Below are 23,503 nucleotides of genomic sequence, written 5' to 3'. Positions count from 1 at the left end.
TTAAACAAAGGAAACCATCATGTTTGAACGCTTGATCCGCTTTGCCATCGAGCAGCGCTGGCTGGTGATGCTGGCCGTGGCTGCCATGGCCGGCCTGGGCATCTACAGCTACCAGAAGCTGCCCATCGACGCCGTGCCCGACATCACCAACGTGCAGGTGCAAATCAATACCCAGTCCGCCGGCTATTCGCCGCTGGAAACCGAGCAAAGGGTCACTTTCCCCATCGAAACGGCCATGGCCGGCTTGCCGAACCTGGAACAGACGCGCTCGCTGTCGCGCTATGGCTTGTCGCAAGTGACCGTGATCTTCAAGGATGGCACGGACATCTATTTTGCGCGCCAGATGATCAACGAGCGCTTGCAGGAAGCGAAGGAAAGCTTGCCGGCCGGCATCACACCGAAGATGGGTCCCGTTTCCACGGGCCTCGGCGAAATCTACCTGTGGACGGTGGAAACGCAGGAGGGCGCGAAAAAGCCGGACGGCACGCCGTACACGCCGACGGACTTGCGCGAAATCCAGGACTGGATCATCAAGCCGCAGTTGCGCAATGTCACGGGCGTGACGGAAATCAATGCCATCGGCGGTTACGCCAAGCAATATCAGGTGGCGCCCTACCCGGAAAAGCTGGCCGCCTACGGCATCAGCCTGCAAGACGTGGTGACGGCGCTCGAGCGCAACAACAGCAACGTGGGCGCCGGCTACATCGAACGGCAGGGCGAGCAACTGCTGATACGCGCGCCGGGCCAGGTGGCGTCCAAGGACGATCTCGGCAACATCGTCGTCGCCAATGTGCAGGGCGTGGCCATCCGCATCCGCGACGTGGCCGACGTGGTGCTGGGGCGCGAGCTGCGCACGGGCGCGGCCACGGAAAACGGCCGTGAAGTGGTGCTGGGCACGGTGTTCATGCTGATCGGCCAGAACAGCCGCGCCGTCTCGCAAGCCGTCGACAAGAAGATGATCGAAATCAACCGCAGCTTGCCGAAAGGCGTGCACGCCGTCACCGTGTACGACCGCACGGTGCTCGTCGACAAGGCGATCAATACGGTGAAGAAAAACCTGCTGGAAGGCGCCGTCCTGGTGATCGCCATTTTGTTTTTGTTCCTCGGCAATATCCGAGCGGCCGTCATCACGGCCATGGTGATTCCGCTGGCCATGCTGTTCACGTTTACGGGCATGGTGCAATACCATGTGAGCGCCAACCTGATGAGCCTGGGGGCGCTGGATTTCGGCATCATCATCGATGGCGCCGTGGTGATCGTGGAAAACTGCGTGCGACGCCTGGCCCATGCGCAGCAAAAACTGGGACGACCGTTGACCTTGCAGGAACGTTTTCATGAAGTGTTTGCGGCATCGCAAGAGGCGCGCCGCCCCTTGCTGTATGGTCAGCTGATCATCATGGTCGTGTACCTGCCCATCTTCGCGCTGACGGGCGTGGAAGGCCGCATGTTTACGCCGATGGCCCTGACGGTAGTGATTGCATTGCTGGGTGCCATGCTGCTGTCGATCACCTTCATCCCGGCCGCCGTGGCGCTGTTTATCGGCGACAAGGTAGCGGAGAAGGAAAACGCCATCATGCGCGCCGCCAAGCGCTGGTACGCGCCGCTGCTGGACAAGGTGATGCGCAACACGCCCGTCGTGCTGACGGGCGCGGCGGTAGCCGTCGTGCTGTCCGGCTTGCTGGCCACGCGCATGGGCAGCGAGTTTGTGCCCAGCCTGAACGAGGGCGACATCGCCATCCAGGCCTTGCGCATCCCCGGCACCAGCCTGAGCCAGTCGCTGGCCATGCAGCAACAGCTGGAAAGCAAGCTCATGAAAAACCACAAGGAAATCGCGCGCGTCTTCGCCCGCACGGGAACGGCCGAGATCGCCTCTGACCCGATGCCGCCGAATATTTCCGACGGCTACATCATGCTCAAGCCCCGCAGCGAGTGGCCGGAACCGAAAAAAACGCGCGAGCAATTGCTGGCGGAAATCGAAGCGACGGCTACCAGCTTGCCGGGCAACAACTACGAGTTTTCGCAACCGATCCAGCTGCGCTTCAATGAACTGATTTCCGGCGTGCGCAGCGACGTGGCCGTGAAACTGTTCGGCGACGACATGCTTGTCCTCGACAGCACGGCGGCAAAGATCGCCGGCGTGCTGGGCAAGATACCGGGCGCGACAGAGGTAAAAGTCGAGCAGACCACGGGGCTGCCCATGCTGACGGTGCAGATCGACCGCGAGCAGACGGCGCGCTACGGCCTCAACATTGCCGACGTGCAAGCGGCGATCGCCACGGCCATCGGCGGGCAAGAGGCGGGCACCCTGTTCCAGGGCGACCGCCGCTTCGACATCGTCGTGCGCCTGCCCGACAGCCTGCGCAGCGACCTGGAGCAATTAAAGCGCCTGCCCATCGCCCTGCCCCTGGGCGCGGCGGCGGAAGGCCGCGCGCGCTTCATCCCGCTCGGTGAAGTGGCCAGCCTGCAAGTGGCGCCGGGACCGAACCAGATCAGCCGCGAAGACGGCAAGCGCCGCATCGTCATCAGCGCGAATGTGCGCGGACGCGATATCGGCTCGTTCGTAGCCGACGCCACGCAGCAGTTGCAATCGCAGGTGGCCATTCCGGCCGGCTACTGGACCAGCTGGGGCGGCCAGTTCGAGCAGCTGCAGTCGGCCACGAAACGCCTGGAACTGGTGGTGCCCGTGGCGCTGGCGCTGGTGTTTGTGTTGCTGTTCGCCATGTTCGGCAACGTGAAGGATGGCTTATTGGTCTTCAGCGGCATCCCGTTCGCCTTGACAGGCGGCATCGTCGCCCTGTGGCTGCGCGACATTCCCATGTCGATCTCGGCGGCCGTGGGCTTCATCGCCCTGTCCGGCGTGGCCGTGCTGAACGGCCTGGTGATGATCGCCTACATCCGCCAGCTGCGCGAACAGGGCATGCCCTTGCAGGAGGCGATACGCGAGGGGGCCATCACGCGCTTGCGGCCCGTCTTGATGACTGCGCTGGTGGCGTCGCTGGGTTTCGTGCCGATGGCCATTGCCACAGGCACGGGGGCCGAAGTGCAGCGTCCGCTGGCCACCGTGGTGATCGGCGGCATTTTATCGTCGACGGCCCTGACCCTGCTGGTGCTGCCGCTGCTGTACCGGCTGGCCTACCGCAAGGAAGACAAGGCGGAAATGCAAGCCGCGCCCGAAGGCGCGGCAGTACAGCTGAGTAAATAGAGACAGGAACGCGCGCTACCGCAATCGGCCTATCATGGCCGGCGGTAGCCGCCTTCGATCCAGTTCGCGGCGGATGTCGCATTGAACTTGAACGCGGCCGAGGTGCGTACCTTGGCGATCTGCTCGCCGTCGGCGTCGTAGGCGCTCAGTTCCGCGTACGGGTGGTCTTCATCGGGCACGATGTCGAACATCACCTTGATCTGCCCTTCGTCGGTGGCGACGAACAGGTTCTTGTGCAATTGCGCATGCAGCTGCTGCTCGTGGCGGCGCAGCACTTCCGACGCCGTCTTCACCAGGGTATTGAAGGCGTTGACGTCGAGCGGCTTCGGGTTTTTCTTGTCGCGGCCCATGGTCCACGGGCCCACCAGCGCTGGCTCCGGTTCGCCATCCTTGATCATGGCCACGGCCCAGCCTTCATCTTCCTCGTTCTTGATCACGCGCGCCGTCCAGCCATTGCCTACCCACAGGCGCGGCTCCTGGATCGGGGCGTCATTGTCCTGCTCGGCTGCTTCGTCGGAAAAATCGGGAAAATCGGTACTCATGGCGGTGCTCGTGATGGAAGGTCGGGGCTAGCATGATAGTCGAAAACGCCCGCCCGTGCCGCCTTGCCGACGGCATGGGTGAACGTTCAACGCTTCCGTCCGGCATCTGCCCAGACAACTGTCAGCACATGGACATGGCAGGCCGGTTGGGCCAGGTCAGCGGCGGACCTGGCGGTACCCAGCGCGGGTCGATGGCCGGCAGCGGCGCATGGTAATTGAAGGGGTTGATGATGATCGGCGGTATCGCCGATGGCGCACCGACGGGCTCGGCGCAGGATTGCGTGGCGCTACGCTGGCGCATGATGCGATGGTCAGGGGGGGATAGCGATTGATCCCCGGTATCTGCAAACAAAAGCATGTTGCCCTCCTTGCGAGACTGAGGTATTCAGTATAGGACGGCTTGCGCGCATTACAAGAAAAGAAATCTTGTTCCAGATCAGCGTTTTCTCGCCTCCAGCACCTTCCATACCGTGAAAATGACGGCCTGTCGCACGCCGCTGGCGGCCAGCCGGGCGCGCCCCTACAGTGTGAGCATGCAATACCCCATCACCCACACACCGAGGCTTATCATGAAAAAACTGCTCACCTTCGTCCTCATCGTCATGCTCGCCTGCCTGTTCCTCGACAAGATCAGCGGCAGTGGCAGCGACATGCACATGCAGTTCAACGGCGACGATGTCGACGGGCCGCTGGAGTGGCTGTTCGGCCTGGTGTTTGCCGGCGGCGGCTTGCTGATCGCCGCCATTGCGGTGGTGTGCGCCGCCGTCATCACCGGAGTCGTCCTGGCCGGCGTGGGCGTGGTGCTGATCGCGGTGGTGGCGCTCTGCGTGGTACTGGCGCTGGCATTGAGCACGCCCGTGCTGCTGCCGCTGCTGATTCCGGTTGCCATCGTCTGGCTGATCGTCAGCCGCAAGCACAAGCAGGCGCAAGCGCGTCAGCACAGCCTGTAATCACTGCGCCATGAACTTGCTGAGCACGCCGTCGCCGCCGCCGTCATTCTGTTCGATGCGGTTGCGCCCGCCCCGCTTGGCCCGGTACAGCGCCTCGTCGGCGCGCGCCAGCACGGCGTCGCAATCGGCATCCGTGCCGGCCATGGCGGCCATGCCGATGCTCACCGTGATGGTGATCACAATGCCGCCATCGATGGTCAGCGAACTTTCCGCCACGCGCCGGCGCAGCCGTTCGGCAAACACGGCGGCGGCGCTCAGATCCGTGCCAGGCAGCAAGATGGCGAATTCCTCGCCGCCCACGCGGCCCGGCACGTCGACCTTGCGCAGCGCCTGACACATCAGCGCTCCCAGGTGGCGCAGCACGGCATCGCCCACCGCGTGGCCATACTCGTCGTTGACGCGCTTGAAGTGATCGATGTCGAGCATCAGCACGCTGGCGCAGCTGGCCAGCTCGCGCTGCAGCCGCGCATGCTCGTTTTCCAGCGCCGCCATGAAGTGGCGCCGGTTCGGCAAGCCGGTCAAAAAATCCGTGGTGGCCAGTTGCAGCAGTTCCGCATTCATGCGCTTGCGCTCGGTGATATCGAGCGAGGACACCATGACGAAATCGAGGCTGTCCGCATGGCCGGGCATCACCAGCAAGCTCAATTCATTTTGCCGCGCCGCACCATCGAGACGCACGAAGCTGCTCTCGCACTCGTACAGGTGGGCGCCGCCAGCCAGCGCCAGCAGCGCATCGCCAAAGCGCGGCAAGGCGCTGTCGTCGAAATTCTGCGCCAGGCCCAGCGCGCCGCGGCGCTGGTCATCCTCGTTGGCGCGCACCTGCGCCAGCGCGGCGCCGTTCGCATCGATGATGCGCACCAGCCCCGCCAGACGCTGCAGCACATCCGGATGGGCCTGGAAGTGGGCGCCCAGGTCGCGCACGCCCGCTTGTTCAAGCGCATCGAGCGCGGCGCGCACGGCCGACCAGTCCTGTTCCCACAGGGCCACGGGCGCATGGTCGTACAGGCTGCGGAAACGCGCTTCGCCGGCGCGCAGGGCCAGCGCCACCTGCGCCTGCTCGATGGCCATGCCGGCCAGGTGCGCCGCCTCGCTCAGCCGCGCCAGGTGCGCCGCGCCCGGTAACGTCGGCTGGCGGTGATACGCCATCAGCACGCCCAGCAGCTTGCCCGAGCCGCCACGCACGGGCTCGGCCCAGCACGATTGCAGCTGGGCCCGCCACGCCAGTTCCATCGTCTCTTGCGCATCGGCAACGGCGTGCAAGTCGCCGACGATCACGCGCAGGTCGTCGCGCAGCGCTTGCGCGGCGATGCCATGCACGCCCTGCAGGGTGTCGAGGTCATGGCCATGGCTGGCCACGTTGAAAAACGCAGGCAAGCCCGGCGCGGCGCCCAGCACCAGGCGGTGGCGGCTTTCATCGAGCAGCAAGATGCTGCACAGCATGGCGGGATGGTCCGCTTGCACGCTGAGCACCACGCTTTCCAGCACCCGTTCCAGCGGCGCGCCCGTGGCCAGCATTTCCAGCACTTGCCGACGCGTATGCTCGCGCCGTTCCATCTGGCTGCGCTCGCTGATATCGCGGAAGGTCCACAAGCGCGCCTGCTCATTGCCCAGCTGCATGCTGCGCACATATTGCTCGACCACCCGTCCATCGCGCAGGTGCAGCACGTCGCGCCGCTCGCGGTGGCCGTGCGGCGCGTGGGCGCGTGCCCCGAGGAAAGGCGCCGCCTGCTCCAGCTGGCTTTCCACATGGCGCACCAGCGCCGCGCCATCGGCTTGCCAGTCGAGCGCGTCGGGCACTTGCCACAGGTCGCGGAAGCGCCGGTTCGACGTGAAGATGCGGCCATCGATGTTGTCGACCAGAATGCCGTCGATGGTCGAATCGAGGATGCTCCGCAGCATGGCCTGGCTGCGCTGAGCTGCCTCGGCCATCGCCAGCACGCTCGCCTGCCCCTGCTCCAGCTGGCCGGTCAGTTCGCTCGAACGCGCCAGCGCCGCCTGGGCACGGGCGCGGCCCGCCGCCAGCAGCCAGGCTGTCAGCGCCAGCACGATGCTGGCCAGCAAGCCGGTCAAGGCCACCAGGCGGGGCCGCGCCAGCAGTTCGCCATCGAAACCGGGCATGGCGCGCACGCGCAAGGTCCACGCATGGCCGGCGATGGTGATCGCTTCCTGCGCCACCAGGCTGTCCGACGCGGCAGACGACAAGGCGCCCGGCAAGCTGTCATACATCAGGGCCGCCTCGGCCAGTTGCGCGCCATCATAGATTTCCAGGTCCAGCTGGCGCGCGCTCTCGCCGCCCACGCCAGCCATCAGGTCGCCCATGCGAAATGGCGCAAAGACCCAGGCGCGCAAGGCGGCGCGCCGCTGCTCCACGCTGCCATGCAGCAAGCTATTCTCATACACGGGCAGCACGACGAGAAAACCATGCGACTGGGCGCTGCCGCCATCCTGCACCAGGTGGATCTTGCCCGTCATGGCGGCTTGCCCCGTGTCTCGCGCCTGTTCGAGCGCGGCGCGGCGCACGGGCTCGGAGCCGATGTCGTAGCCGAAGGCCAGCAGGTTGCTTTCGCTCAAAGGTTCCAGATAGGTGATCGGTGCATGCCAGGCGCGCTGGCCGTGCGGACGCACGGCATAGCCGGGATAGCCTTCCGCGCGCACGCTCGCTTCGTGCCGCGCCAGGGCGGCGCCGGACAAGAGCGGCAGGTAGCCGATGCCATGGATGCCGGGAAAGTGGCGGTCCACCTGCTGCACCGCCAGGTAGGCATGGAATTCGCGGCGCGTGACTTCCTGCGAACTGGCATACAGTCCCTGCACCCCGTGCAGCACCTGGATATAGGTCTGCATGCGGCTGGCGATGTTGTTGACCAGTTCGTGCACGCGGAAATCGAAATCGGCCCGCACCTGCTGTTCGCTGGCATCGTGGGCATTGCGCCAGGCGCCATACGTCAATCCCAGGCACAGCGCCAGCACCAGCGCGGCCAGCACGCGCGGTCCCACCCAGTGCGACACTGGCCCAGCAAACCACGACGTAGACGCGCGTGTAGGCATGACAGGATGACAAGCAGAACGGATATCAAACCGCTTCACGGCCAGCGACATGGCTGGCGGCGGGCTGCACGATTACCATCGGTAGTCGATGAGAATGATAGTACGTTACAGCGGGCGGCCTTGCAATGCTGAATATTGTATTAAAAAAATCACATATTTCGCCAATGCAATGATGTGTACTCCAGGAAAATTCGATGCCGTGAAAACAATCCACCACCCGCTGGTATGATCGCCCCGCAATCCATCACCCGGGAGTCGCGTTTGCAACAGGATAGCTGGCAGGGAACACTCTGGCTTGCGCCGGACTTCGCCATCTTGCATGGCGCGGCGGGCGCCACGGCCAGCCACGCCCACTATGCGCACCAGTTGATGCTGAGCACCGGGGCGCCTTTCACGGCCGAACTCGACGGCATCGTCCACACGACGCGGCACTTGCTGGTCGACAGCCTGCGTCCGCATGCCATCCTGAGCGCGCCGGCGCCCCTGCTGACCATCTATGCGGAACCGCAGCGCCTGAGCGGCGCGGCCTTGCTGGCGGCCGCCGGCGGCGCAGGCGTGCCCAGCCTGGACAAGCTGGCTGCCGCGCTGCAGGCGCAGCCGCGCGAAATCCTGGCCGACGCGCGCATGCAGCGTGCGCTGGACCAGGTCGACGTATTGTTGTCAGGCAAGGTCAGCGCGGCCGCCGTGGCCGAAGCCGCGCATTTGTCGCTGAGCCAGCTGGAACGCCTGTTCAGCGCCCAGCTGGGCTTGCCCGTGCGGCGGCTGGTGCTGTGGCGCCGCCTGCGCCTGGCCATCCGTTTCATCTTGCTCGGCAGCACCCTGACGGAAGCGGCCCACGGCGCCGGCTTTGCCGATGCCGCGCATTTTTCGCGCACCATGCGCAGCCTGTTCGGCGTGCGCGCCGACCGCAGCTTGCGCCAGCTCAAGGTCACGCTGCTCGATTGAGCGCATGCTTCAAGCCGGCCGGCAGCTCGGGCGCGCGCACGCCCTCTTCCGCGCGGAATGGTTCCAGCAGTTGCGCCCCGTACGCGGCCGGGTAATCGGGACGGCTGCCGATGCCCAGATCCTCGCCCCGCATGCGGTAGCCGGGCGCGTCGAAACGCGTGCCCAGCAAGCGGTCCCAGCAGGTAAAGAACAGGCCGAAATTCACGTCGCCGGCCGTGCCGTATTTCATGTGATGAAAACGGTGCAATGGCGCCCAGGCAAACACGTGGCGCAATGGCCCCATGCGCATGTCCACATTCGCGTGCTGCAGCAGCAGCTGGATCGCCACGGCAAACGCCAGCACGGCCATGACACGCTCCGGTATGCCCAGCAGCAACAAGGGCAGCATGCCGCCCGCCGCTTCCAGCAGCAGGTGCAGCGGGTGCTTCATCCAGCCATTGAAACCGTACAGGCGCGTCACGCTATGGTGCACGGCATGCAGTTTCCACAGAAAATAATAGCGGTGGCTCAGGTAATGCACGAGCGTGATGCCGCAGTCCGCGATGAGGATGGCCAGCAGCAGCTGCGCCCAGAACGGCAGCTGGACTGGCCAGAACGGCCCCAGCGCCAGGTGCCCGGCCAGCAGGGGGAAGATGGCCAGGCCCAGCAAGTACAGCGTTTCATTGACGAGCGCGTGCGCAATGTCGCGCCAGCCGTCGCCATGCTCGTGGTTCCACGCGCCGTCATACGGCAGGTAACGCTCGGCCAGAAAGGATGTGAGCAGGGCCAGCAGCAATAACGGCGGCAAGACCCAGAGGGAGAATTGACAAAGCGCCACCAGCACGGTGGCGGCGCCGATGAAGCCGGCCCAGAACGCGGGGCCGTACAGCGCGGCAAAGAGGGATTTCATGGCAAGGTACTCCTGTGGCAAAAACCACAGCATGGCTTGCACCCGTGCCGCGCCGCTTGAAGAAACGGCGCAAACTGCTTATTTGACAGCCGGCTTCGTCGCCTACTTTGCAGCCTTCCTCGCCGCGTACTGCTGGTAGCCGTTCGCGCGCAGGGCGCAGGCGGGGCAGGTGCCGCAGCCATAGCCCCAGTCGTGCAATTGCCCCCGCTCGCCCAGGTAGCACGTATGCGTGCCGCTGCGGATCAGGTCGACCAGCGGCTGGCCGCCCAAATCTTCCGCCAGGTCCCAGCTTTGCGCCTTGTCCAGCCACATCAGCGGCGTTTCCAGCTTCAATCGCGTGTCCATGCCCAGGTTCAGGGCCACTTGCAGGGCCTTCATCGTATCGTCGCGGCAATCCGGGTAGCCGGAAAAATCCGTTTCGCACATGCCGCCGACCAGCACCGTCAAGCCGCGGCGGTAGGCCACGGTGGCGGCCACCGTCATGAACAGCAAGTTGCGTCCAGGAACAAAAGTGTTCGGCAAGCCGTTTTCCTGCATGACGATCTCGACGTTCTGCGTCATGGCCGTATCGGAAATGGCGGAAATCAGGGACAGATCGATCATGTGATCCTGGCCCAGGCGGCTGTCCCACTCGGGCGACTGCCGGCGCATCTGTTCCAGCACGCCGGGACGCACGGTCAGCTCGATCGCATGGCGCTGTCCATAGTCAAAGCCGATGGTTTCCACGCGGCTATAGTGTTTCAAGGCCCAGGCCAGGCAGGTGGTGGAATCTTGTCCACCGCTAAAGAGCACCAGTGCGGAGTCCGTTGCTAGCATAATTTCTTTCTTTGAGTTTTATTCTGTCCAATAGTGCGCGGGGAAACATGATTCCCCATGCAAAAAATACTTATTCGTCCGCCATCAGTTTACCTATTCCGGTAACATGCAGTCAGCATTTACTCATCTGGAGCACCATGTTTTCTGCACGACCCATACGGCATACGGCTGCCGGCAAGGCGATACGACCACGAATTTTGGCACAAGTAGTGACAAAAGCAATGGGTCAACTGACACTGGCGGCCGCCGGCAGTGTCATCTCGCTGTTTCCCATCGCCCATGCCGGCGCGCAGGAGGGTACGCAACAGAGCCCGCAAGACGCGCCCGCCGACAGCGCCGCCACGGAGGCGGCGCCCGCCCCGCTGCAGTACGAGGTCAAGGTCAATGCACCGGGCGACCTCGATGAGTTGCTGGAAAAAAACCTGGACCTGGAACGCTTCCGCGGCAACCCGCGCATGGACCGCGAGCAATTGCAGCGCCTCGTCCGTGATACGCCCGAGCAAGCCAGAAACCTCATCGCCACGGCCGGCTACTATACGCCCGTCGTCACGGTGCGCGTCGATACGTCGGGCGCCAGGCCCGTCGTCATCGTCGACGTCGACCCGGGCCAGCCCGTGACCATCGACAAGGTCGAGCTGGAGTTGCGCGGCTTCGACCCCACGCCGCCGCTGGCCGCTTCCGAGCCCTACGATACGGAAGCCCTGAAGCGCAGCTGGTCCCTGAAGACGGGCAGCGTGTTCCGCCAGGCCGACTGGGAATCGGCCAAGCGCGCCCTGCTGCGCGAAGTGGTGCAGACGCGCTACCCGCGCGCCCAGCTGGTCGATACGCAAGCCGTGGTCGACCCGGAAACGCATAAAGTCTCGCTGCTGGTGGTGCTCGACAGCGGCCCCGAGCTGCGCTTCGGCGAGCTGCGCATCGAAGGCTTGAAACGCTACGATCCCAGCATCATCCGCAACCTCGACAAGATACGCCCGGGCGAGTACTACAGCGAATCGGCGCTGCAATCGTTGCAGGCGCGCCTGCAGGACACGGGCTACTTTGCCAGCGTGGAAGTGAGCGCCGACATGAGCAGCATCCTCAGCGAACAGATCGAGGCCGGCCAGGAAAGCCAGCAAGCCGAGGCCGAAGGTGCCAGCGCCGCCGCCGAAACCAAGCCCGCCAACCGCGGCCCCGCGCCGCTGCTGCCGCTGGTGGTGCGCGTGACGGAAAACAAGCAGCAGAACGTCAGCGCCGGTCTCGGTTTCAGTACGAACACGGGCAATCGCGCCCAGCTCAACTATGACAACCTGAACGTGTGGGGCACGCGCTTCAAGAGCGCGATCACCATGGAAACGAAGAAACAGGCGGCGCACGCCAATTTCTACTTTCCGACGACCGAGCGCGGCTACAACGACAGCGCGGGCGCCTCGTTCGAGCGCAGCGACATTTCCAACGAAATCACGGCCGTCACCACCATCTCGGCCAAGCGCAACTGGGGCGGCACCAACCTCGAGCGCAGCCTGACGTTCGAGTTCCTCAGCGAAGACAAGACCATCGTGGGCCTGGAGCAGACGCGCAGCAAGAGCTTGCCGCTGACCTATGCCATCACCAAGCGCAGCCTCGACAGCCTGCTGTTCCCCACCAGGGGCTACGTCATCAATGCCCAGGTGGGCGGCGCCCTGCTGCCCGTGCTGACGGACGAGCGCTTCGTGCGCGTGGCCGGCAAGGCCGTGTATTACCGTCCGCTCGGTGAAAAAGGCGAGCTGATCGTGCGCGGCGAAATGGGCGCGCTGGGCTCGAAGGAAAAACGCGGCGTGCCGGCCGTCTACCTGTTCCGCGCGGGCGGCGACCAGTCGGTGCGCGGCTATGGCTACCAGGAACTGGGTGTCAAGGAAGGCGACGCCACCATCGGCGGGCGCTACATGCTCACCGGCAGCGCCGAATACCAGTACTGGTTCAAGCCGAAGTGGGCCATTGCCGCCTTCTATGACGCCGGCAACGCGGCCGATACCGTCAAGGCTGCCATGACGCCGAAATCGGGCTATGGCCTGGGCGGGCGCTACAAGAGCCCCGTCGGCCCCATCAATGTCGACGTGGCGTATGGCCACGCCGTCCACGCTTACCGTTTGCACTTCTCTCTGGGATTCACTTTCTGATGTCCGATATTACTACCGAGTCCCCCAACGGCGCCGCGCCGCCACCGCCGGCGAAAAAACCGCGTCGCTGGGTACGCTACCTGCTGATCGCCGTCGCCAGCCTGGCCGTGCTGCTGGGCGCCGGCTTCTGGTTCCTGGGCCGCGAATCGACCTTGCAGATGCTGGTGCAAAAAGTGGCCAGCGCCAGCGGCGGCGAGATCGCCGTGTCGGGCGTGTCCGGTTCGCTGTACAACCGCATGCACCTGGGCCACGTCAGCTACCGCAGCAAGACGCAGCACATCACGGCCGAGAATATCGACATCAACTGGTCGCCGTTCCAGTTCTTCTCGGAAGGCATCGCCATCAGCGAACTGCACGTGGCCAGCCTGTCCGTGGAAAGCACGGCGCCGTCCGAGGAACCGTCGACGATGCCGGCCAGCCTGGCTTCGCCTTTTAAAATCGGCATCAGCGACGCGCGCCTGGACAAGGTCACCCTCGTCAGCGCGGGCGGCAACACGGTGTTTGAAAAGATCCGTTTCACCTTGTCGGGCGACAAGTCGCAATGGCAGCTGGAAGACGCCTCGGCCCTGACGCCGTTCGGCCAGGCCACGGCCAGCGCGACGATTGCCGCCACGCAGCCGTTCAAGCTGTCGGGCAAGGCCGGTTTGACGCAGCTCAATGCCGCCGCCGGCGAAAAACCGGCCGCCCTGGCGCTGCAGCTGGGCGGCGACTTGAACGTGCTGAACGTCACGGCCAAGGGCAGCGCAGGCGCGGCCACGGCCGACGCCCGGCTGGCGCTGGCGCCGTTCGACCCCGTCATCATCCTGCGCTCGGCCAGCATTCAGGGCCGCAACATCAATCCGGGCAAGTTCGACGCCACCCTGCCGCAGGCGGACCTGAGCCTGGAACTCGACGCCGCCATCGATACGCGGCCCAACGCGCAGACCGTGTCGGGCAAGCTGGCCATCCTCAACCACGCCACGCCTGGCCCCATCGACCAGCAAAAGCTGCCGCTGCGCCAGTTCGAGGCACGCCTGGGCGGCACCCTGACGGCCACGACTTTGGAATCGGCCCTCATCGATTTCGGCAATGCGGGCAAGTTCACGGGCGGCGGCAAGCTCAACCGCGACGCCGTCGATGGCCCCATCGGCAATGCGCAGCTGACCTTGCACACGGACAAGATCGACTTGCAGCACATCTACAGCAGCATCAACAGCACGAAGATCGTCGGCGATATCGTGCTCGACAGCGACGGCAAGACGCAAACCCTGCGCGCCAAACTGGGCGAAGCCAAGCTGCGCCTGGACGTGGAAGCGACGCTGGCCGATTCCCTCGTGCAACTGCGCAAGGCCACCTTGCAGGCAGGCAAGAGCAGCGTCAACGCGACGGGCCAGATCAGCCTGAAGGATGAACAACCGTTCAAGGCCGTGGCCAGCACCAGCCGCCTGAACCCGGCCGACTTCGGCGCCTTCCCCGTGGCCGACCTGAACCTCGACGTGCGCGCCAACGGCCACGTGGCTCCCCAGTGGCTGGCGAATGCGGACTTCACCGTGCGCCCCAGCAAGCTGCTCGACCAGCCCCTGTCCGGCAAGGGCAAGCTGACGGCCGATGCAGCCCATTTCAGCGGCATCGACGTGCAGTTGGCGCTGGGCAAGAATAATGTCACGGCCAAGGGCAACTTCGGCGGCGCCGGCGAAAAACTCAACTGGAACGTCGATGCGCGCCAGCTTTCCGCCCTGAAAAGCGACTTGCTGGGCGCCGTGCTGGCCAGCGGCGTGGTGCAAGGCACCCTGCAGCAGCCGCGCACGAGCTTCGTGGCCGACGCGAAGGGCCTTGGTTTGACGAGCGGCAAGCGCCCCGCGCCGGACAGCGCCATCCACGCCAGCGGCGACGTGGGCTTGACGGGACCGAAGCAGCAGGCGGAATTGAAAATGACGGGTTCCTTGCAAAAGATCAATCCGGCCGCGTTTGGCGCATCACTGCCCAACGGCAACGTCAATGCGGATTTCAACGGCAGCGGACGATTGACGAGCGACTGGCAAGTGGCCCTCAACCTGGCCTTGCGCGAATCGACCCTGCAAAACGCCCCGCTGGCCGGCTACGCCAAATTGTCCGCCAACGCGAAACGCATCGACAGCGTGGATACGGAACTGCGCCTGGGGCCGAACAGCTTGCTGGCCAAGGGCGCGCTGGGCGGCGCCACCGACAAGCTGACGTGGAAGCTTGATGCGCCGCAACTGTCGACCCTGGGTCCCCGCTTTGCCGGCGTGCTGCAGGCGGCCGGTTCCGTCAGCGGCAAGATGGACGCGCCCGCCGCGCAACTGACGCTCGATGGCAAGGACCTGACCTTCTTTGGCGACCAGCAATTGAAAGCAGTGAAAGGCAGCGCCAGCGTGGGTGCCGGCCAGGGCGCGCTCGACCCCATGGTCAGCAGCCTGGAGATCACGGGCTACGCCACGCCCACCTTCAAGCTGGCCAGCGCCCGCCTGGGAACGACGGGCACGCGCGGCAGCCATACGGTCAATTTGACGGCGCGCAATGACGATTTCGATGCCACCGTGCAAGTCAAGGGCAGCCAGAGCGGCGCCGCCTGGACGGGCAGCATCGACAGCCTGCAAAACAAGGGCCGCTATGCGCTGGTGCTGCAAGCGCCCGTGCCCGTGAAAGTGGCCGGTCCTGCCGGCAGCGGCGTGGCGGGCCTGGGCCAGCCCGAGCAGATCAGCGTGGGCAACACCGTCATCAAATTACCGGCAGGCAGCATCACCATGCAAAGCCTGGTCAAGAACGGCCCCCGCTGGACCAGTTCCGGCCAGGCGGCCGGCGTGGCGCTGACGTATCTGGCGCAAGTGATTCCCGCGCTGCAAGCCAATGCGCGCAGCGACCTGACCCTGGGCGCGCAATGGTCGCTCGACATGCAGGTGCCGACGGCCAAGCAGAAAGATCCCTCTTTGGCTGGCATGCTGCACGTCTATCGCGAAAAAGGCGACGTGACGGTGGGCGTGGAACAGCCGCTGGCGCTGGGCTTGCGCACCTTCGATGCCCGCGTGGATGTCGCCAACCAGCAACTGCGCCTGGCCGTGAAACTCGATGGCGCGCGCGCGGGCCAGAGCGATATCAATGCCACCGTGCAAATGTTGGGCGGGCGCATCAGCAACGACAGCGCCCTCTCCCTGACGGGCACGACCAGCATCGATACACTGGCATGGCTGGCGCCGCTGACGGGCCAGCCGGGCCTGGAACTGGGCGGCGCCTTGAAAGTGGCGCTGTCCGGCAGCGGCACCATCGGCGCGCCGCAATTGAATGGCGACATCAACGGCAGCAAGCTGCTGGTGAACTGGGCCGATCAGGGCTTGAAATTGCGCAATGGCGTGCTGCAAGCCAAGCTGGCCGGCGACCAATTGCAATTGCAGCGTTTGAGCTTTGACGGCGGCGACGGCAAGGTGCAGGCAGATGGCTGGGTACGCTTTGCAAATGGCGAAGCGAGCCTGGAACTGAAATTGATAGCCGACCGGCTGCAGGCGCTGTCGCGTCCCGACCGCACCTTGATCCTGTCGGGCAACAGCACCCTGGTGCGCAACAACAAGCGTTTCAGCTTCGAGGGCAAGTTCAAGGCCAACCGCGCGCTGATCGAACTGGCGCCGCAAGACACGCCCACGCAAAGCAGCGACGTGGTGGTGCTGGGCAAGGAAGTCAAGGGCAGCAAGGAAGCACCATCCTTGCCATTGAATATCGACCTGGAATTTGACCTGGGCAATGCCTTCCACCTGCGCGGCATGGGCATCGATGCGGACCTGGCGGGCAATGTGCGCGCCAGGGTCATCAACCGCGCCGCGCCGCGCGTGACGGGCAGCATCAAGGTTGTTACAGGTCAATACGCCGCCTACGGACAAAAGCTGTCGATCGAACGGGGCTTGATCGCCTTCACGGGCGCCTACGACAACCCGTCGCTGAACATCCTGGCCGTGCGCAAGCGTCCCGAAGGCGAAGCCTTGTCGGAAACGAATGTGGAAGCGGGCGTGGAAGTGCGCGGCACGGCGCAGGCGCCGACGGCCAAGCTGGTGTCTACCCCGAGCGTGTCGGACAGCGACAAGCTGGCCTGGCTGATCCTGGGCCACGGCGCGGAAACGGCGGCCGGCGATGAAATGGCCCTCTTGACGACGGCCGCAGGCGCCCTCTTCGGCGGCTCCGGCGGCGGCTTGCAGGGCAAGCTGGCCAATTCGCTGGGACTCGACGAAGTGGGCCTGTCGCAGGCGCAAGGGCTGGAAAGCACGGTCGTCACCGTCGGCAAGCGCCTGTCCTCGCGCGCCTACCTGACGTTCGAGCAAGGCACGAGCACGGCGACGAGCCTGGTCAAGCTGCGTTACAAGCTGAACCGCCGCATCACCCTGCAATTCCAGACCGGCACGAACAATGCCCTGGACGTGTTGTACACGTGGGCGTTCGACTAATCAGACGTTAAAATGCAGAAACAACAAAGGGCGCCTCGGCGCCCTTTTCCTTGATCTTCCGCAAAGGCAAACTTACTCGGCCACGTCGAGGCCCCGCTCGATCATGCCTTCGACATACGCGCGCAAATATTGTTCCAGCGCAGGGCCGGACAGCACGTTGGCCGTCAGCGCGCCATGGGGTGAGCCTTTCAGCACGCCGTCGTGATACACGCGCGCAATCCAGGCCACGTCCGTGCCCGGGGTGTAATCGAGTTCATAGTCGAACGATTCTCCGCTGACTTTGCGTGTGTAGACTTCCTTGACAATTGCCATCTAAAACAGCCTTTCTTGACGAGATTAACTGGGATGCGGGTGCGGCACGGGATCGTCCTGCGGCACCGGGTGCACGGGCCCCGGATGGTGCCCGGGCGCTTCTTGCGGCTCCGGCGCCGGCATGGGTTCATCGACGGGCGCCGGGTCGGGCGCGCGGTGGGCATGGATGACGGACATGGCTGGCCTCCCGGCGGACAAAAGAAGACCATACCACGAGATGCCCGCCGCCTGTCCATGTTTGCCTGCCGGCCTGACGTCCGCGGCCGGCGGCACGGCGTGACAAGGCATAGTGCTTGCATGCCATGTAAATGTCAACATGCAACTTTTACCGTTTGACAAGCATCGCCGCCCGTCCCCATCTGGCTTACAATCGCTGTTTTACCGTACCCGATTGCATACATGGAAACCACCACCCTCGCCCTGCTGTTACTGGTCCCGCTGCTGGTCTGGCGCATTTATTCGCGCCTGAAGAAACTGGTGGCGCGCCAGAAGTCGCAGCTGTGGCGGCACTGGACGGTGGCAATCGCGTTCCCCGCGCTGCTGCTGTTCCTGGCGACGACGACGAAGTTCGACGTCCTGCCCCTGTCCAGCCTGGGCGCGGCCGCGCTGGCCGGCGGCTGGCTGGGCGTGCTGGGCTTGAAGCTGACGCGCTTCGAACAGGTCGGCAAGGACTTTTTCTTTACCCAGCACCGCTACCTGGGCCTGGCCATCACGATGCTGTTCATCGCCCGATTGCTGTACCGCGGCATGGAAATCTATATGAACTCGCGCCAGGACGTGCCCGTGCCGCCGCCACCGTTCGGCCAGAGCGCGCTGACGATGGCCGCCTACGGCCTCGTCATCGGCTACTACGCCGTGTATGCGTGGGGCCTGGTGCGCTGGCGCCAGCGCAACAAGCCGCTGCAAGCGTCAGAGTAAATCAATAGTACTGGCACAGGCCAGTACACGTCGTCACCGACAGCGCCTGGCGTATCGTCGCCAGCGCCGGCGCCAGGGCGGGATCGAGGTCCTTGTCCGCACCAGCCAGGCTGCCCAGCAAACGCTCGCGCAACGGCGGCGCCATCAGCGCGACATTCGGCACCGCGTACTGCGCCGCCGCTTCCAGCATGCGCTTCTTTTGCGCCACGGTCCAGAACGGCACTTGCACGAACTGCACCACGCCGACATACAGGGTGGTCGAGCCCTTGCTGAAAGCGCGCGCCCGCATGCGCTCCGTACCGCTCACCGTCTGCAGCGGCTGGCTACTGAATTCCTGCTCCATCAAGCCAATCAAGTGCGCATGGCAATGCATGCCAAAGGCAAAAAAAGTACTCATCTCATCGCCATAATTGGCCAGGTTCTGCATTACCTGGTCATTGCGTGCCTGCTGCAATTCAGCGCCGGACAGCGGCAGCGGCCGCTCGCTGCCAAACGTGTAATACGCCTTGCCGATGTTGGTTGCCCGTTCGCACAGGGCCACGCTCGGGTTGATGTCCTGCAACGCCGCAACGGGCGCCCGGAACAGGCCCGGCGCATCGGTAATCTGGGCAATCAACGCTGCCACTTCAGGATCGCCGAGGCGCGGCAAGCCGCTTTGCAGCGTCGCCTTGGCCATCAGCGCTTCCAGGCGCGCGCTGGCTTGCTGGAAATCGGTATAGCTGTCGGCCCAGGCGGCGGGCGCCACGAGGGCGGAGGAAAGGCAGAACAGGCGGCCGAGACGGCGCAATGGCATGGAAATCGACAGGGACATGGGATCAGGAAAACACTATTGGAAAATTGGCAATTATAGGCAATCTGTATCCACAGTGCATTTAATTATGTTTTACACCACACTTTACCTAGGCGATGATGGTGACGCGCGGCCAGCGCGCCGCATAATCCTTGCTGGCCAGGCGCTGCGCATAGCCGTCCAGGCTGATGCGCGCCGGGTTGCGCCGCACCACCATATCGAACAGGTCATCGAGGCCATGCGGCGCGATGATGCCGATCCCGCCGTCAGGCTGCAGCGAGATGCCGACCGAGGTGGCAAACTCGGGCCAGGTAGCGATCGCGTCGTCGAGCGACAGCAGGGGCGGCACGGCATAGCCGAACGCGTCTTCGAACCACAGGTGCACCCGCGCCTGGTTGCAGACCTCCCACGGCACGCCGGGCAGCACAGTTTCCAGGCGCTGGCGCAATTCCACCTCACGCCGGGGTTGCAAATTGTGCACATCGAAATACGCCACGTCGACATCGCTCAAGGCCGACGCTTGCGCGTAACCATGCAAGGCATCCCACACGAGGTTGCGCACGGCGCCGGCGCCGATGCAGCAGTGGGGCAAGCCCAGCTGCGCCACTGCGTGCAAGGCTTGCATGCACCACGGCGTGGCGCGGGCGATGGCGCGCAGGCGCACCGCCAGCGCCTCCTGCGTACGCATGCAGCTAGGGCCGGATCTGCGGCGCCACGCCGTCGTGGCTAACCGTGCCTTCGACATTGCCGAAGTACACATCCAGGTCCTGCTTCGGATGGAAGTTGCGCAGCTTGACTTGCAAGGTGGTGGGGTTGATTTTAGTAAACGTGCCGGGGAAGCACAGGCTGATCAGCTCGTCCGACTTGCCCTTGATCAAGTTCAAGGTGAAATCCTCGATGCCATTCTTCCAAGTATTGCCGGTCGTCAAAATGTACGACACCCACACGGCATTGACGAAGCCGCTTTCGCCCTGCTGGGCCGCCAGGCGGTTCCACGTCTTGTAGAAAGCCTTGTCGCCGCAATATTTCTTTTCAAAGGTATTGCCATCGCCCAGGTAGGACGCGCCGGGGCCCGCCGCGACGAATGGCGCATATTGATGGCGCACGCGCACGACTTTGCCGGCAGGGAATTTCTGCTGCCACAGGTAGATGACTTTCACGGTCCAGGCCGGCACCCATTCCTCGTCATACAGCTGGGCCAGCAAGCCTTCGCGGATCATGATCTTGCTCTGCGCTGCCGTCAGCGGCGCCACTTTCTTGTCGAACGGCGTGTGCGAGGGGAAATACGCAATTTGCGCATCGGACAAGCCCAGCTGGCGCAAGCGGGCCGTCACGTCTTCGGCGTCGAGCTTGGCGACGAAGGTGGTTTTATAGTCCTTGCGCTTGCCATCCACGTCGACGGTAAACTGCTGCGGCTGGCCATAATACGTGGGCGAACCGTGGTAGCCGGAAGAGTATTCGGGCAGGGGGAAGAAGATCGTCTCTTCCACGTCCGTTTTCGACTCATTGAGGAACTCGTATTCGACCTTGATCAATTCCGCGCTCACGCTGAGCACTTCCTTTTTCATGGCCACGGCATCCGTCTTGCCGAACAGGATGCCGCCCGCGCTCACGGAGCCGATGCCGTCGTTGGCCACGGCCGGCGCCGAACACGCCAGCGCCAGCGCAGCAGATGCCAGCAAGGTGCGCACCAGCATCACGCCGCCTTGCCCGAGACGGGATCGACCCGGCGCTGCAGCACGAAAATCGGTTGCGCCCATTGGGTATCCTTTTTCTTCTTGCTCGTGATCAAAGTCAGTTCCGATGGATCGTAGACATCCGTGTTGTGCGTCAACGGCGTCGTCATCAGGTATTGCGCTTCCGTGTTCTTCAGGAACTCGCCGACCAATTGAATGTTGCGGATATCGAGGTGGGCAAACGGTTCGTCGATGAAGACGAAGCCGCCGGAACCGTCTTCCGATTTCAGCAAGCCGATCAGCAGCACCAGCGACTTCATCACTTGCTGGCCGCCCGACGCTTCGCCATCGTTCATGCCGATCACGCCCTTGCCGTCGAACTTGAAGCGCACGTGCAAGCCCGCCTGCGACAGCTGCACATCGTCGTTTTCCAGGCGCACGGGGTCTGCATGGACTTCGATGCCGGCCAGTTCGCCCAGCTCCTTGATGTTCTTGCTGTAGGTCTTGATGGTGTAGCGCAAGCGTTCCATGTAGGCGCCGCGGGCATTGCCCGTCGCTTCGATGGCGCGGTTGTTCTGGTAGCGGCGTTCGTCCGTTTCCGACTGGCGGCCGTGCAGCTGATCCGACAGGCGGTGGTGCTGGTCGATGACGGTGGCGTCGAGTTCCCAGTCGTCGCGCGCCAGGCTGTTTTGCAGGCTGGCCACGCGCAAGTCGACCTGGTGCGCATTCTGGTGCTCGGCCACAAGCGCCGCGCGTCGGCCCGGCCTGCGCCAGCTTTTCGGCAAGTGGCGCCACGCATGGCGCAGGGCCAGCAAGGCGCGCGCATGCTCGGCGCGCTGTTCGATCTGTTTCTTGTAGCCCAGGCGCGAGCCCGCTTCCGCCTCGGACAGGGCCAGGCGTGCGTTTTGCCACACGGTATCGGCGCGCGTGCGCGCCACGGTGGCGTTCTTCGTCAGATTCTGCAACTCGCCCAGGCGCCCGCCCACTTCCAGGCGCTCTTCCTTGAGCGGCTTCGAATTGCGCAGCGCTTCGGCGAATTCTTCCTGGCGCGCACTGAGTTCCTTGGCCGCGTCGACGCCGGCGATGCGCGCTTTCAAGGCGCCCACTTCGGCCGCCAGCTTCGAGATCGCCAGGGTAAGCGTGTCTTCCTGCCCTTCCAGGCCCGGCAGGGAGCGCAGCAGCGCTTCCAGGCGGCCGCTGCGGCCAGCCTGGCCGAAGCGGTAGCGCGACGCTTCCACGAACAGCGAGCGCCCGCCGCGGCGTTCGCGGTGGTACGCCTCGGGCGTGATCCATTCCTCATGGTTGCCCAGTTTAAAACCTGCTTCGACGGAATCGACGCGTGCAATGCGCGACAATTGCTCGATGAGCCAGCTTGGCACGGGCGCGGAAAATTTCACCACCGCCAGCAGGCTCTCGTCTTTCGCCACAGGCGCCGTGACCAGGTCGGGCACGATGAAGTGGCGATAGCGTTCTTTTTCCGCCAAACGGTAGGCGGCGGCCGCATCCTTGGCCTTGTCGAGCAGCACCACCGAAGCGTAGCCGCCCAGCACGCCTTCGACGGCGCCCTGCCAGCGGCTGTCCGTCACTTCGACGATATCCGACAGCATCGCGTGACTGATTCCAGCATCGCGCAGCGCGCGGCGCATGCCGCGCACATTGTCCGGCTCCGGCATGGCCGTCTTGCCTTGCAGCGCGGCAATCGTTGCCTGTTCGCCCGCGATGCGCGCCGACAGGGCGTCGCGCTGCTGGCGCTGCTGCAGCAATTGCGCTTCCTTCTGTTCCAGCTGGGCCGCCACTTCGGCGATGTCGCTGCCCGAGTCCGCCGCCAGCTTGTGCAAGCGGTCCTTCTGCTCCAGCAGGCTGTCCAGCGGTTTCAGTTTGCTATTGATCAAGGACAAACGGCTCTGCAAGCCGATCGATTCCTGTTCCAGCAGGGTTTCGTTCATCTGCGCGTCGGACAGGGCCTTCGCCTGCACGGCCAGCGCATTGCGTTTATCCGTCAGCTGCTGGTCCGCCTGCGCCATTGGTTTACGCGCATCGCGTAATTGTCGGCTGGCGATGGCCGCCTTTTCGCGCGCCTCGTGGTATTGCAGGCTGGGCAATACTTCTTCCAGCAGGTTGCGCCGTTCCTTATGTAAACCTTCCCACTGGTGGTAGTTGGCCACGCGCAGGCGCAAGCCTTCCAGGTTGGTCTTAGATGCCTCGAGTTCCGTTTCGAAGCGTTTCAGCTCCACTTCCGTATCGCGCTGGTGGCGCTTGGCTTCGTCGTAGGCGTCCAGCACTTCCTTGTCGCCAAACACCTGGAACACGAGGTCGAGCAGCTGGCGCGGCGCATATTCGCACAATTTGTCCGTCTCGCCCTGCTCCAGCGCCAGCACTTTCGACATGGCGGGCGACAGGCCTGCATTGGCCAGGCGCTTGCGGTAGTTTTCCACGCCGAGCCAGTCGTTGGCGTCCGTGATGTCCTCGATCTGTACATTGCCTGGACGCATCAGATACTGGCGCTTCCAGTCGCCGCCGTTCTTCTGAATCTGGCAGAACAGGGTCACTTCATCGTCGCTGAAGAAGCCGGAACTGCGGAACGGGCGGTTCGACAGCTGCTTGCCCACGTTCTTGTTGTCGACCACGGCGCGCAGCCAGGCCGTCTGCTGGCCCGAGTGGCGCGCATAGTGTTTATACGTGCGGCCCATCGAGCAGTCGAGGCCGAACAGGGTGCGCAAGGCGTCGAGCAAGGTCGTCTTGCCCGAACCGTTCTGCCCCGCGATGGTGATGATCTTCGCGTCGAGCGGAATATTCTTGATGCGCTGCCAGTAATCCCAGTGCACCAGTTCAAGTGATTTGATATGAAACATGGGC

The 23,503-nt window shown here is 64.2% G+C and carries 17 protein-coding genes; 6 read left to right on the top strand and 11 right to left on the bottom strand.

Features of this window, described 5'->3' with window-relative positions:
- The first annotated feature begins 19 nt into the window (after nt 1-19).
- Nucleotides 20-3,202 carry a CusA/CzcA family heavy metal efflux RND transporter gene (locus tag BZG29_RS04060; protein WP_077399120.1) on the top strand — a complete coding sequence of 1,061 codons (3,183 nt, stop codon included), beginning with the start codon at nt 20-22 and terminating at the stop codon, nt 3,200-3,202.
- Nucleotides 3,203-3,234: 32 nt separating this feature from the next.
- Here the strand turns inward: BZG29_RS04060 and BZG29_RS04055 are convergent, their stop codons facing one another.
- Complete coding sequence (locus tag BZG29_RS04055) at nt 3,235-3,744, bottom strand: hypothetical protein (protein WP_077399117.1); 510 nt, start codon at nt 3,742-3,744, stop codon at nt 3,235-3,237.
- Nucleotides 3,745-3,865: 121 nt separating this feature from the next.
- Complete coding sequence (locus tag BZG29_RS04050) at nt 3,866-4,045, bottom strand: hypothetical protein (RefSeq protein WP_077399114.1); 180 nt, start codon at nt 4,043-4,045, stop codon at nt 3,866-3,868.
- Nucleotides 4,046-4,313: 268 nt separating this feature from the next.
- Between BZG29_RS04050 and BZG29_RS04045 the strand changes: the two genes are divergently transcribed.
- A complete protein-coding gene (locus BZG29_RS04045; RefSeq protein ID WP_077399110.1) occupies nt 4,314-4,694 on the top strand; it encodes a hypothetical protein in 381 nt (126 codons plus the stop codon).
- Here BZG29_RS04045 and BZG29_RS04040 read toward each other — a convergent pair whose 3' ends face one another.
- Entirely contained in the window at nt 4,695-7,739 is a 3,045-nt protein-coding gene (locus tag BZG29_RS04040) for a CHASE domain-containing protein (protein ID WP_253192776.1), read from the bottom strand.
- 261 nt (nt 7,740-8,000) lie between these two features.
- Here BZG29_RS04040 and BZG29_RS04035 point away from each other — a divergent pair, with 261 nt between their 5' ends.
- Nucleotides 8,001-8,684: an AraC family transcriptional regulator gene (locus BZG29_RS04035; protein WP_216350348.1), complete on the top strand. Its 684-nt coding sequence runs from the start codon at nt 8,001-8,003 to the stop codon at nt 8,682-8,684.
- On the opposite strand, the gene BZG29_RS04030 is transcribed toward BZG29_RS04035, so the two are convergent.
- Complete coding sequence (locus tag BZG29_RS04030; RefSeq protein ID WP_077399104.1) at nt 8,668-9,573, bottom strand: sterol desaturase family protein; 906 nt, start codon at nt 9,571-9,573, stop codon at nt 8,668-8,670. The genes BZG29_RS04035 and BZG29_RS04030 overlap by 17 nt on opposite strands.
- A 102-nt stretch (nt 9,574-9,675) precedes the next feature.
- The gene (queC, locus tag BZG29_RS04025) at nt 9,676-10,389 is read right to left on the bottom strand and encodes a 7-cyano-7-deazaguanine synthase QueC (RefSeq protein WP_077399101.1); all 714 of its coding nucleotides are present in this window, start codon (nt 10,387-10,389) and stop codon (nt 9,676-9,678) included.
- Nucleotides 10,390-10,610: 221 nt separating this feature from the next.
- Here queC and BZG29_RS04020 point away from each other — a divergent pair, with 221 nt between their 5' ends.
- Together BZG29_RS04020 and BZG29_RS04015 are read left to right on the top strand one after the other, a co-directional pair.
- A complete protein-coding gene (locus BZG29_RS04020; RefSeq protein WP_077399098.1) occupies nt 10,611-12,524 on the top strand; it encodes an autotransporter assembly complex family protein in 1,914 nt (637 codons plus the stop codon).
- The gene (locus tag BZG29_RS04015) at nt 12,524-16,951 is read left to right on the top strand and encodes a translocation/assembly module TamB domain-containing protein (RefSeq protein WP_077399095.1); all 4,428 of its coding nucleotides are present in this window, start codon (nt 12,524-12,526) and stop codon (nt 16,949-16,951) included. The genes BZG29_RS04020 and BZG29_RS04015 overlap by 1 nt, the downstream gene beginning before the upstream one ends.
- Before the next feature lie 72 nt (nt 16,952-17,023).
- Here the strand turns inward: BZG29_RS04015 and BZG29_RS04010 are convergent, their stop codons facing one another.
- Together BZG29_RS04010 and BZG29_RS28055 are read right to left on the bottom strand one after the other, a co-directional pair.
- A complete protein-coding gene (locus BZG29_RS04010; RefSeq protein ID WP_071325544.1) occupies nt 17,024-17,263 on the bottom strand; it encodes a hypothetical protein in 240 nt (79 codons plus the stop codon).
- A gap of 24 nt (nt 17,264-17,287) precedes the next feature.
- Nucleotides 17,288-17,440, bottom strand: coding sequence for a hypothetical protein (locus BZG29_RS28055; protein WP_168208500.1), 153 nt, complete (start codon nt 17,438-17,440; stop codon nt 17,288-17,290).
- 222 nt (nt 17,441-17,662) lie between these two features.
- Between BZG29_RS28055 and BZG29_RS04005 the strand changes: the two genes are divergently transcribed.
- Entirely contained in the window at nt 17,663-18,181 is a 519-nt protein-coding gene (locus BZG29_RS04005; protein ID WP_077399092.1) for a hypothetical protein, read from the top strand.
- 1 nt (nt 18,182) lies between these two features.
- Here BZG29_RS04005 and BZG29_RS04000 read toward each other — a convergent pair whose 3' ends face one another.
- From BZG29_RS04000 to BZG29_RS03985, 4 genes are all read right to left on the bottom strand, one after another.
- Nucleotides 18,183-18,974: a hypothetical protein gene (locus BZG29_RS04000; protein ID WP_150130796.1), complete on the bottom strand. Its 792-nt coding sequence runs from the start codon at nt 18,972-18,974 to the stop codon at nt 18,183-18,185.
- A 106-nt stretch (nt 18,975-19,080) separates the two neighbouring features.
- Nucleotides 19,081-19,659, bottom strand: a complete 579-nt coding sequence (locus BZG29_RS03995; RefSeq protein WP_077399086.1) for a nucleotidyltransferase family protein — start codon at nt 19,657-19,659, stop codon at nt 19,081-19,083.
- Nucleotides 19,660-19,663: 4 nt separating this feature from the next.
- A complete protein-coding gene (locus BZG29_RS03990) occupies nt 19,664-20,668 on the bottom strand; it encodes a DUF4424 family protein (protein ID WP_171984937.1) in 1,005 nt (334 codons plus the stop codon).
- Entirely contained in the window at nt 20,668-23,499 is a 2,832-nt protein-coding gene (locus BZG29_RS03985) for an ATP-binding protein (protein WP_077399080.1), read from the bottom strand. The genes BZG29_RS03990 and BZG29_RS03985 overlap by 1 nt, the downstream gene beginning before the upstream one ends.
- Nucleotides 23,500-23,503: the final 4 nt, after the last annotated feature.

It is taken from the genome of Janthinobacterium sp. LM6, assembly GCF_002002885.1.
Taxonomy (GTDB): domain Bacteria; phylum Pseudomonadota; class Gammaproteobacteria; order Burkholderiales; family Burkholderiaceae_D; genus Janthinobacterium; species Janthinobacterium kumbetense.
The sequence above is the reverse complement of the archived record's forward strand: the minus strand, read 5'-3'. Positions and strand labels throughout refer to the sequence as shown.